This window comes from Inquilinus sp. CA228 (assembly GCF_052078665.1).
Lineage (GTDB): Bacteria > Pseudomonadota > Alphaproteobacteria > DSM-16000 > Inquilinaceae > Inquilinus.
In genome coordinates this window covers 137,899-148,121 of sequence record NZ_JBQJIK010000004.1, presented here as the reverse complement: position 1 = coordinate 148,121, position 10,223 = coordinate 137,899, and the positions used below count along the sequence as shown (strand labels likewise).

The 10,223-nt window shown below is 69.1% G+C and carries 13 protein-coding genes, 1 tRNA gene and 1 pseudogene; 6 read left to right on the top strand and 9 right to left on the bottom strand.

Features of this window, described 5'->3' with window-relative positions; genetic code table 11:
• Window positions 1-751 (bottom strand): annotated as a pseudogene (locus ACTOWL_RS03270) (hypothetical protein); the annotation flags it as partial.
• 120 nt (window positions 752-871) lie between these two features.
• On the opposite strand from ACTOWL_RS03270, the gene ACTOWL_RS03265 reads away from it, so the two are divergent.
• Window positions 872-1,750 carry a DUF4743 domain-containing protein gene (locus ACTOWL_RS03265; protein WP_441319754.1) on the top strand — a complete coding sequence of 293 codons (879 nt, stop codon included), beginning with the start codon at window positions 872-874 and terminating at the stop codon, window positions 1,748-1,750.
• Window positions 1,751-1,806: 56 nt separating this feature from the next.
• A complete protein-coding gene (locus tag ACTOWL_RS03260; protein WP_441319753.1) occupies window positions 1,807-2,007 on the top strand; it encodes an SHOCT domain-containing protein in 201 nt (66 codons plus the stop codon).
• A gap of 8 nt (window positions 2,008-2,015) precedes the next feature.
• On the opposite strand, the gene ACTOWL_RS03255 is transcribed toward ACTOWL_RS03260, so the two are convergent.
• Window positions 2,016-2,477, bottom strand: a complete 462-nt coding sequence (locus ACTOWL_RS03255) for a GNAT family N-acetyltransferase (RefSeq protein ID WP_441319752.1) — start codon at window positions 2,475-2,477, stop codon at window positions 2,016-2,018.
• A 35-nt stretch (window positions 2,478-2,512) separates the two neighbouring features.
• Entirely contained in the window at window positions 2,513-3,370 is an 858-nt protein-coding gene (gene gluQRS / locus ACTOWL_RS03250; RefSeq protein WP_441319751.1) for a tRNA glutamyl-Q(34) synthetase GluQRS, read from the bottom strand.
• A gap of 68 nt (window positions 3,371-3,438) precedes the next feature.
• Here gluQRS and ACTOWL_RS03245 point away from each other — a divergent pair, with 68 nt between their 5' ends.
• Both ACTOWL_RS03245 and ACTOWL_RS03240 read left to right on the top strand, forming a co-directional pair.
• Window positions 3,439-4,134 carry an alpha/beta hydrolase gene (locus tag ACTOWL_RS03245; RefSeq protein ID WP_441319750.1) on the top strand — a complete coding sequence of 232 codons (696 nt, stop codon included), beginning with the start codon at window positions 3,439-3,441 and terminating at the stop codon, window positions 4,132-4,134.
• A 155-nt stretch (window positions 4,135-4,289) separates the two neighbouring features.
• Window positions 4,290-4,853 (top strand): HNH endonuclease, encoded by a 564-nt coding sequence (locus ACTOWL_RS03240; RefSeq protein WP_441319749.1) that lies wholly within the window; start codon window positions 4,290-4,292, stop codon window positions 4,851-4,853.
• Window positions 4,854-4,886: 33 nt separating this feature from the next.
• Here ACTOWL_RS03240 and ACTOWL_RS03235 read toward each other — a convergent pair whose 3' ends face one another.
• The 5 genes from ACTOWL_RS03235 to ACTOWL_RS03215 form a co-directional block, all read right to left on the bottom strand.
• Complete coding sequence (locus ACTOWL_RS03235; protein WP_441319748.1) at window positions 4,887-5,816, bottom strand: hypothetical protein; 930 nt, start codon at window positions 5,814-5,816, stop codon at window positions 4,887-4,889.
• A gap of 94 nt (window positions 5,817-5,910) precedes the next feature.
• Window positions 5,911-6,372 carry a CreA family protein gene (locus ACTOWL_RS03230; RefSeq protein ID WP_441319747.1) on the bottom strand — a complete coding sequence of 154 codons (462 nt, stop codon included), beginning with the start codon at window positions 6,370-6,372 and terminating at the stop codon, window positions 5,911-5,913.
• A gap of 5 nt (window positions 6,373-6,377) precedes the next feature.
• On the bottom strand, window positions 6,378-6,929 hold the full coding sequence (locus ACTOWL_RS03225) for a demethoxyubiquinone hydroxylase family protein (RefSeq protein ID WP_441319746.1): 552 nt from the start codon (window positions 6,927-6,929) through the stop codon (window positions 6,378-6,380).
• Window positions 6,926-7,417, bottom strand: a complete 492-nt coding sequence (locus ACTOWL_RS03220; protein WP_441319745.1) for a disulfide bond formation protein B — start codon at window positions 7,415-7,417, stop codon at window positions 6,926-6,928. Before ACTOWL_RS03220 ends, ACTOWL_RS03225 begins: the two co-directional genes overlap by 4 nt.
• Window positions 7,418-7,470: 53 nt before the next feature.
• Window positions 7,471-8,439: a threonine ammonia-lyase gene (locus ACTOWL_RS03215; protein ID WP_441319744.1), complete on the bottom strand. Its 969-nt coding sequence runs from the start codon at window positions 8,437-8,439 to the stop codon at window positions 7,471-7,473.
• A gap of 90 nt (window positions 8,440-8,529) precedes the next feature.
• On the opposite strand from ACTOWL_RS03215, the gene ACTOWL_RS03210 reads away from it, so the two are divergent.
• Both ACTOWL_RS03210 and ACTOWL_RS03205 read left to right on the top strand, forming a co-directional pair.
• Window positions 8,530-9,021 carry an Lrp/AsnC family transcriptional regulator gene (locus ACTOWL_RS03210; protein ID WP_441319743.1) on the top strand — a complete coding sequence of 164 codons (492 nt, stop codon included), beginning with the start codon at window positions 8,530-8,532 and terminating at the stop codon, window positions 9,019-9,021.
• Window positions 9,022-9,074: 53 nt separating this feature from the next.
• Window positions 9,075-9,161 (top strand) — tRNA-Leu (locus ACTOWL_RS03205).
• A gap of 91 nt (window positions 9,162-9,252) precedes the next feature.
• Here the strand turns inward: ACTOWL_RS03205 and ACTOWL_RS03200 are convergent.
• Window positions 9,253-9,894 (bottom strand): Shedu anti-phage system protein SduA domain-containing protein, encoded by a 642-nt coding sequence (locus ACTOWL_RS03200; protein WP_441319742.1) that lies wholly within the window; start codon window positions 9,892-9,894, stop codon window positions 9,253-9,255.
• Between the last annotated feature and the right edge of the window lie 329 nt (window positions 9,895-10,223).

Genomic DNA, 10,223 nt, shown 5'->3' with positions numbered 1-10,223 from the left:
CTACGGTCGCGGCGGGTGCCGGGCCACCGACGGTCGGCCGGGCCCGCGGCACCGGCGCCTGGGTCGGCCCCGCGGCCGCCGGTTCCGCGGCGGGGACATCCGGCCGAGCCTGGGGCCGGGGCGCCTGGAACGGCGCCCGCGGCAGCGCCGCCACCTGGGTTTCGGCCGGTGCCCTGCCGGCATCGGGCGCGGGTTGCGGCGGCGCCCTGCCGACCTCGATCGCGGGCGGCGGCGCGATACGGGCTGGGGCCGCCGGTGCGGCTGTCGCCCCGGCCTCCTCCACGCCGTCGTCTTCCGAATTCTGGACCGGCCGCGACTGGGCCACCACCTTCGGCCGCACCGCCACCGGCTCCTGCGGCGACGGCTCGACCGGCACGGCCTGCGCCGCGTCGATCGAGGCGTTCAGCGCCCACCGCTGGGCGCCGATGCGGCATCCCACCGCCTGGCCTTCCTGGCCCTGGCGGCCGATGCGGAAGATCCGGCAGACGCGCGGCGAGGTCTGGGTCTTGATCACGGTCACGGACATGCCCGAGGGCAGTCGCTTCGACGCGTTGGTCCGCTCGGTCTCGAGGATGCGCTGCAGCGCCCGCATGTCGTCGGCCGACAGGTTGCCGAGATCGACCGCCGCCGCGGCCGGCCCGGCCAGGGCCAGCAGCAACAACGCCGCCACCCCGCCTGTCGTCGCGATCCGACCGATCCCCAACTGCCGCACCCGCAACTCCTCCATCCCCGAACCGACCGTCGCTGCCATGGCCGCGGTCGCGCCAAGGTAAGCCTTCCTGCCACCGGTTGCACGCCTCCCGTGCCGGCCCGGGCGGGAGGTTGGATGATCGCAGTTTCCCGGGCGCCCGACATGTTCTAGACCGAAGCCATGAGCCTGCTCGACCGAATCCGCACCTGCACCGCCCATGATCCTGCCCGGCTGCGCCCCTGGCGGATCGGCGGCACCGTCGCCGGCTGGGTCACGCCGCCCGTGGCCGACCTGCTCGACCGGCGGCCCGGGCCGCTGCGGCCGGAGGGAAGCGGCTGGCGGCTGGATGAGCGCCTGGCCGGGCCGGAGGCGCGGGCCGAGGCGCTGGAGGAGGTCACCGACCGGCTGATCGAGGCCGGGCTGGTGCGCAAGCGGCGGAACGAGCGCTATCCGGTGCTGGCCGAATGGGGCGCGCCGCTGCTGGCCACGGTCGACCGCGGCGCCGCGGTGGCGCTGGGCATCAAGTCCTTCGGCATCCATCTCAACGGCGTGGTCGAGACAGCGGACGGCCCGCTGCTGTGGATCGCCAGGCGCGCGGCCGACCGGGCGCTGGCGCCCGGCAAGCTCGACAACATCGTCGCCGGCGGCCAGCCGGACGGGCTGAGCCTGGCCGAGAACGTGGTCAAGGAATGCGCCGAGGAGGCCGCGATCCCACCGGAGCTGGCGCGGCAGGCGGTGCCGACCGGCGCCGTCACCTACATGATGGAGACGGCCGAGGGGCTGCGCCGGGACACGCTGTTCGTCTACGACCTGGCGCTGGCGCCCGGCTTCGCGCCGCGCAACACCGATGGCGAGGTCGAGAGCTTCGAACGCCGGCCGCTGGCGGCGGTGCTGGACCGGGTGCGCGACACCGAGGACTTCAAGTTCAACGTCGCCCTGGTGATCATCGATCTGGCGATCCGGCGCGGGGTGGTGGGGCCGGAGGAGCCGGATTATCTGGCGCTGTGCCGCGGTCTGCGCGAGCCTACGGATCCACCCTCCGGCAGCGGTGCCCACTGACCGGAACAAACATTACTGCGTGGCGTTCAACAGCCATTCTCGACCCTGGAGCCTCCATGCGATTCCTGCCGCTCGTCCTCGCCCTGGCTCTTCCGGTCGCCGCCTGCGGCGGTGGCGGCGGCGGCCGCACACCGCCCCTCAGTCCCGCCGGAGCGACGACGGGGCAGGAGCTGATCGACCTGGACAATGCCTACCGCCAGGGCGCGATCACCCAGGAAGAGTACGAAGAGCAGCGCGAGAAGATTCTCGACAAATAGGTCTGGCGTCACAGCCGCCCGCGATAGACGACGAAGCCGGAGCGGTCGGCCACCTGGTCGTACAGCCGCATCGCGGTCTGGTTGGTCTCATGCGTCTGCCAGTAGACGCGGGTGACGCCGGCCGCCCTGGCCTGCTCGTACACGCCCTCGATCAGCGCCTTGCCGATGCCCTGGCCGCGCGCCGCTGCGCTGGTGAACAGGTCCTGCAGATAGCAGGTCGGGCCCAGCATGGTGGTGCTGCGGTGGAACAGGTAATGCGTCAGGCCGACCAGCCGGCCGTCCAACTCCGCCACCAGCGCGTGCACCGGCTCATAGGCGTCGAAGAAGCGCGCCCAGGTGGCCCGCGTGATCTCGGCGGGCAGCGCGGTCTCGCCGACGCGGCCATAGAACTCGTTGTAGCCATCCCACAGCGGCAGCCACTGGTCGAAATCGGCGGGGCGGACGAAGCGGATTGTCGGTGCGGCGGACATCTCGGCTCCGGAATCGGTGGGTCCCGCCGCCGATGCTAATCCGGAAACCCGGCCAGCGCCCGCAGCTCGGCGGCGGAGCCGCCCTGCGCCCGACAGGCGCGGATCGACGCCGCGTCGCTGCGCTTGGCCAGGCGCTTGCCGGCCGAATCGGTCAGCAGCGCGTGGTGGCGCCAGACCGGCACCCGATACCCGAGCAGCGCCTGCAGCAGCCGGTGGACATGGGTCGCCTCGAACAGGTCGCGGCCGCGGGTGACCACGGTGACGCCCTGGATCTCGTCGTCGACCGTCACCGCGAGGTGATAGCTGGTCGGAATCTCCTTGCGTGCCAGCACGACGTCGCCCTGCCGCTCCGGCCGCGCCGCCTGCCCGCCGGCCAGCTCGTCGGTCCAGCCCAGCGGCCCGCTGCGCCGCATCGCCTCGGCCATGTCGAGCCGGAGCGCATAGGCCCGGCCCTCGGCCAGGCGGTCGGCGCGCTCCTGCGGCGACAGGCGGCGGCAGGTGCCGGGATAGAACGGCGTGCCGTCCGGCGTGTCCGCCGGGCCGTGGGGCGCACTCTGCATCGCCGCGACCTCGGCCAGGATCTCGCGCCGGGTGCAGAAGCAGGGATAGATCAGCCCCTGCCCTTCCAGCACCGCCAGCGCGGCGCGGTAATCGTCCCAATGCTCCGACTGGCGCCGCACCGGCCCGTCCCAGTCGAAGCCCAGCCAGGCCAGGTCCTCCAGGATCGCGGCCTCGAACTCCGGCCGGCAGCGGCCCTGGTCGATGTCCTCGATCCGCAGCAGGAAGCGCCCACCCGCCTGCCGCGCACGGCGCCAGCCGGCCAGCGCCGAATGGGCGTGGCCGAGATGCAGGAAGCCGGTCGGGCTGGGGGCGAAGCGGGTCACGACGGTCATGGCTGACACAGCAGTAGGGAAGCCCGGCCGCGGTTGACAAGAGACGGCAGCGCCGGGACAGATGGCGCATGGATACAAATCGCCCCTCCTCCGGCTCCACGCTCTTCGGCCCCCGCCTCGCCCTGGCCAGCGGCGGCGCGCCCAAGGCCCTGGTCGTCCTGCTGCACGGTGTCGGCGCCGATGGCCAGGACCTGATCGGGATGGCGCCGCACTGGGCCCGATACCTGCCCGAGGCCGAGTTCCTGGCGCCGGACGGGCCGGAGCCCTGCGACATGGCGCCCTACGGCCGGCAGTGGTTCAGCCTGCAGGACCGCACGCCCTCGGTGATGGAGGCCGGGCTGCAGGCCACGCTGCCGATCGTCAACGGCTTCCTCGACCAAGCGCTGGCCGAGCGCGGCCTGACCGATGCCGACCTGGCGCTGGTCGGCTTCAGCCAGGGCACCATGACCTCGCTCTACACCGCGCTGCGGCGGCCGCGGCCCTGCGCCGCGGTGGTCGGCTTTTCCGGCGCGCTGCTCGGCGCCCCGACCCTGGCCCGCGACATCGTCTCGCGCCCGCCGGTGCTGCTGGTGCATGGCGAGGCCGATCCGGTGGTGCCCTTCCCCGCCCTGGCCGCGGCGGCCCAGGCGCTGCGCGGCGCCGGGGTGGAGGTCGAGACCCTGGCCCGCCCCGACCTCGGCCACGGCATCGACCCCGAGGGGCTGGTCGCCGGCCTCGACATGCTGCGCCGCCACCTGCCGCAGGCGGTGGGCCCCTCGGCATAGGGATCAAACATCTAGGGGGTCAGGACGGCTGAGGTGACGAGATCGTGACATTTCCTGGGGTTTCGGCGCAGGATATTGCGGTCAAGTGGGTTTCTTCGTATACCCATGGCCATCCGCGGAGGGTCCGCGGACAGAGATGAAGGCGAAGGAGTGGGATGGTGTCTCCCCCACCCGAAAACTGCCCGGCTCTCGTCCTCAACGCCGACTTCCGTCCGTTGAGCTACTTCCCCTTGTCCTTGTGGCCCTGGTATGAGGCGATCAAGGCGGTCTTCCTCGACCGGGTGAACATCATCGCCGAATACGACCGCGTGGTGCGCAGCCCGTCCTTCGAGATGCGGCTGCCCAGCGTGATCTCGCTGAAGGAGTACATCCCCTCGGCGCGGCGCCCGGCCTTCACCCGGTTCAACGTGTTCCTGCGCGACCGCTTCAGCTGCCAGTATTGCGGCGAGCGCCTCCCGTCGCAGGAGCTGACCTTCGACCATGTGGTCCCGCGCGCCCGCGGCGGGCGCACCAGCTGGACCAACGTGGTCGCGGCCTGCTCGGTCTGCAACCTGCGCAAGGGGCACCAGTTGCCCAGCCGCTGCGGCATGCACCCTTTGACGCCGCCGCAACAGCCGACGACCTATGAGCTGCAGGAAAATGGGCGGGCGTTTCCGCCCAATTTTCTGCACCAGAGCTGGCGCGACTTCCTGTACTGGGACACCGAGCTGGAGCACTGAGCCCGGCGGCGGGGAAAGTGCCCTGCCGCGGTCTCAGCGTCGCGCTTCCACCACGCAGGCATCGAACTTCGCACGGCCGCCCCAGAGCTCGAACGCCGCCGCTCCGTCGGACTGGATTTCGGCGTCCTTATAGGGCCTGGGTGCCCGTTTCGACGGCAGAATCAGATACGCGGCATGGGCTGAGCTCAGTTCCTTGCTCTGCTGATAGGTGTGCGGAAGCTCGGTGCGGCCCTTGAACCGCATGGCGAGCAGGGTGCTGACCTCGCCGATCCGCGACCCACCGGTATCCCCCACAATGGCAAAGTGCGTGCTCTGGACCTGCCCCGCCCTGTTCAACAGCGCAGCAATGCTGAGCGACCCGCCGGGCAGAGTGCCCACAGCCCCCGCTTCCGGTACGACGATCGACGGGATAGTGTTTGCGTCGATCCAATGCTCTACGCTGCAGACATCTTTGGCCGGGTCGGATGCCGACGCGGTCTGCGAGGTGAAGAAACCGTCGCTCCGGATGCAGGGCTGGCCGTTTTTGGTAGCGATCCCGTACCACTGGATACGCGTGCCTCCCACCGGAGCCCAATTGTTTTGCTTAATCCTCGCGTACCAATCATAGAGCAAGGGACAGTTCCTGTAGTTGGCAACCAAGCCCCCTTGAGCATTGCGAATATTGATGCCGTTACAGATCGTGTTGCTGGCGATTGAATCTCCCTTGAAATCGTCGACGTGATAGGAGTTCGCCGCGCCATCGGTGTTCACGTCGGCATCCGCGACGAAGAACACTGCCCCCGACTCTTCCTGGAAGACCTTCCGGTCTTCCACCGTCGCGATGCGCTGCAGGCGACACGAGGCGGGTCCAGCCGAGGGAGCGGGCGTCTCGGAGACGGAAAGCATCGTGTCGTCGGGGCCGGGCCGATCACAACCAAACATCGCCACAGCAAGCGCAGCGATATAAATTGCTCGATGAATCATGGAGTTATCCTCCAGGCTGAAAAACAATATCCCTTATCAAACGAAAAACTGAACTCGATGATTGTAAACCAGGATCCGGAACGAGGCGAGGCCTCTACTGCGCCCAGGGCATCACCGGCACCGCGGCCACACTGTTCATCGGCGAGCCGTCGATCAGCTTGGTCGAATAGGACAGATAGACCAGCGTGTTGCGCGGCCGGTCGTACATCCGCACCACCTGCGTCTCCTTGAACAGGATCGAGGTGGCGCTGTCGAACACCTCCTTCTGCCGGTCGATGCGGTCCGGCAGGGTGATCGGGCCGACCTGGCGGCAGGCGAGGGCGAAGCGCGACGGGTCCTCGGCCAGGCCGAGCCAGCCGGAGACGCCGCCGGTGCGGGCCTGGCTGAGATAGCAGGCGACGCCCGGGATGTCGGGGTCGGTGAAGGCCTCGACGCAGACCTTGTGGTCCGGGCCGATCAGCTTGAAGGCAGTGTTGACGCAGCCGACATCCTCGGCCCGGGCGCCGGAAGCGGCCAGCAGCGCCGCCGCGGCGACGAAGAGAGCAGAGAGTCGCATCGCCGTCAGACCCGCTCGGACAGCCAGATCGCGGTGCGCGTCGCCGCCTTCACCGCGCCGGAGAGCAGGCGGTAGCCCGGCGCCTGTTCGGCCTCATGCTCGAGGCCGATGGCGCGATGCTCCAGCTCCTCCGCCCGGAAGCGCTCGATCACCGCCTTCAGCTCCGGCTCGTCCTCGCCCAGCGCCTCGGCCTGGCGGGCATAGTGGTCGTCGATCACCTCCTCGACCGCCACCGTGCAGGCCATGGCCGCGCGGTCGCCCAGCAGCGCCGTGGCCGCGCCCATGGCGAAGGCGCCGACATGCCAGAGCGGATGCAGCAGGGTCGGGCGCACGCCGCGCTCCGCCACCAGCCGGTCGAAGGTGTCGAGATGCTCGCGCTCCTGCTCCGCCATATGCTCGATCACCGGCCCCTTGGGGCCGCGGCCGAGCACGGCGAGCTGGCCTTCATAGATCCGCTTGGCGCCGTATTCCCCGGCATGATCGACCCGGATCATCCGGGCGATCCGCTCGCGGCGGGGCAGGTCGCCCGGCAGGGCGCGGCGGCGGGAGGCGGTCATGCGGCCCTCGTGCTGCCCGAACGGATGCCGGCGGCCAGCAGGACCAGCCCCGCGACCACCGACAGAATGGCGTTATACCCCGCCATCGAGATCCCGAACAGGACGAAGCCCGGCACGTCGCAGCGCACCACCGGCGCGTTCAGCAACTGGTCGCGCAGGGCGCCGACGTCGCCGTTGCCGAAGGAAATGGCGCCGGTGCAGGCGGTGAAGCCCGGAAACCAGCCATATTCAACCCCGGCATGGTAGACCGCCAGCAGGCCGCCGAGCAGGATCACCACGCCGGCGAGCAGCACCAGGACGCGCCGCGCCGGGCGAATCACCGCCGCCAGCAGCCCGAGCGCGATCGCCGCCCCCCAGGGCCAGCGCTGGTACAGGCACAGCTCGCAGGGCTGCAGCCCGCCGAGATACTGCGAGGCGAGCACGGTGCCCAGCACGACGCCGCCGAGGGCGGCCGTGAGCCAGGAGAGGAGGTCGAGGCGGCGCAACATGGCGCGGATCATGCCGCGCGGGCGATGCGCCGCCTAGCGCCCAAATGTCGCGATCAGCCGCCCAGCAGCCGGGCCTGGAAGGCGGCGTCGAGATTGCTGCCGGTGATCACCGTCGCCACCCGGCAGCCGGCGAAGCGGTCGCGATTCGTCATCACCGCGGCCAGGCCGGCGGCGCCGGAGGGTTCCGCCAGCACCCCGGCGCTGCGCAGCAGCAGCCGTGCCGCGTCGAGGATGGCATCGTCGTCGACCAGCAGGATCTCGTCGACGCAGGCGCGCAGCTGCGCCACCGCCGAGGGCACCGGCCGGCTGATCGCCATGCCGTCGGCGATGGTGTCGGTGCCCGGCGTGTCGATCGCCCGCCCTGCGGCGAAGGATTGCGCCATGGCCGGCGCCCCGCGCGCCACCACGCCGACGATCCTGACCGCCGGCGCCTGGGCCTTGAACCAGGAGCCGATGCCGGTCGCCAGCGCGCCGTCGCCGATCTGCAAGACGACGTCGTCGATCTCGTGGCCGGCGGCGGTCAGCTCCTGCGCGATCACGCCAGCGCCGGCGGCGATCACCGGATGGCCGCCATCCTCGATGAACAGCGCCCCGGTCTCTGCCGCGATCCGGCGCGCCAGGTCCTTGCCGGCCCCGTCCTTCGGCCCGGCCAGCCGCACCGTGGCGCCGAGCCGGCGCATCGCCTCCAGCTTCAGCGGGTTGGCCCAGGCCGGCGCCAGGATGGTGGCGGCGATGCCGCGCCGGGCGGCGGCCCGCGCCAGCCCCTGGCCGAAATTGCCGCTGGAGGTGGCGACCACCGCGGCCGGGCGCGGCTCCAGCGCCGCCATCACCGCCTCGGTGCCGCGCCCCTTGAAGGAGCGGATCGGGTTCAGCGTCTCGACCTTCAGCAGGCAGGCGCAGCCCAGCGCGTCGTCCAGCGCGCCATGCCGCATCGCCGGCGAATCGAGGAACACCGGGTCGATCGCGGCCCGGGCGGCGAGAATCTGCTGCGGTGTGATGGGCAGTCGGGCCTGCGATTCCATGGGTCGTCTCCCGGTTGAGCTGCCGGGACTCTAGCCGGCACCGGTCCGGCTGTTGTTGAAATCTCGTGCACGTCGACGCAAAATTCTTGCATGAGCACCAAGCCCGCCCCGGTTCTCGACCGACTCGACCACAAGCTGCTGGCGCTGCTGCAGGCCGACAGCGGCCGGACGTTGGAGGAGCTGGGCGACATGGTCGGCCTGTCGCCCAGCGCGGTGCAGCGCCGGATCGCCCGCTACCGCGCCGACGGCCTGCTGCTGCGCCAGATCGCGGTGCTCGATCCCGGCCGCTTCGACGGCGTCGTGCTGGCCGCGGTGTTCGTGACGCTGGAGCAGGAATCGGTCGCCCTGCACCGCGCTTTCAAGGACCGCATGCGGGCGGCGCCGGAGGTGCAGCAATGCTATGACCTGGCCGGCAGCCGGGACTATCTGGCGATCCTCGCCGTCACCGGCATGCGGGCCTGCCGCGAGGCCGTCGACCGGCTGTTCATGACCGACCCGAACATCAAGCGCTTCGACACCCATTTCGTGTTCGACGCGGTCAAGACCGGGCTCGCCCTGCCGACCGCCGGCACCGAAGGGTGAGCCTCCGCAATTTCATTGACGGGAGTCCGCCGCTGCCTATGATGCGGCCCCGCGCGGGCGTGGCGGAATTGGCAGACGCGCTGGACTCAAAATCCAGTTCTGGTGACAGAGTGTCGGTTCGACCCCGACCGCCCGCACCAGCTTCCTGAGATATTGCAAATGTCGCCTGATCGACCGGCTTGCGGTCGAGGGCACAACTGCGGGCGGTGAGCGACGTCTGGCTGTTCTATATCAAGCCATGTTCGAAGGCTGGGCCGACAACAAGAGTCGGCGTCGAATCGAGTGCAACAGGCCGTCGAAAGTGAAACATGACATCCTGAAATGGCCCAGGGACGTGTGCTGAGCTCGCCATCGCAACCTTGCGAGGTCATCTTTGGTCAGGTCGGCATCGCGGCCAATCACGAGCAACAGGTGGATGGTCGGATTATCATCACCAAAGATCCTGCGAATGGCCGCTGATGACTCCCCCTCAGCCGATAGCCTCCATGCCCAATCGACAAGCTGGGAGAATCCTCGCTCGAAGCGTCGCGACCACTGCTTCATCGTCTTGCCGGCCTTGAGTCTGGAAAAAATGCTGAGCTCCTGTGCGTCCTCAAATTCGACCAATGTGTAGGCATTGGCTTCGCTATCGCCAGCAGCGACATCACATGCAAAGTCGCCAAATAAATCCAGCTCACTTGCCCATCGATCAGGCAACTCAACGGCATTATTAGTGAGACCGAGCGCGGCACAGAGATGCGGCCTCGCTTTAAAGAATGGCAATACCTGATCTCGTTCCCTCAGCGAAGCGTCCAAGGAAAGAAGCGTTTCCAACTCAGTCAGATTTTGATTCAGGACGGATGGGTCAAGACTGAGTGGCACAAACGACTTCATCCTGGCCAAGCTTGGCGCAGCCTTGCGGCTCTGCGCAACCCCTCAAGTTGACTTCTTCGGATAACGTCGACGACGGTTATCACGTCACCTTGTCTTTGAACCAAAACCCGCAAATCAGAACCGACGTGCAACGAGTAAAGATCATTCTGATTGCCCATGAGTCGCTTCAGGCGGGTGCCGTCAAGGCTGTCCCACGTCGTCGGAAGCTGCTCAACAGCGTGCAGCACCTTCGCCCGCTCCGTCGAAGGGAGCTGGTCAAGGTATGCCTCTGCGGCAAAATCCCATTCCAATCTCATTTCCCACCTGCTCCGACCGTATCGACCACGATC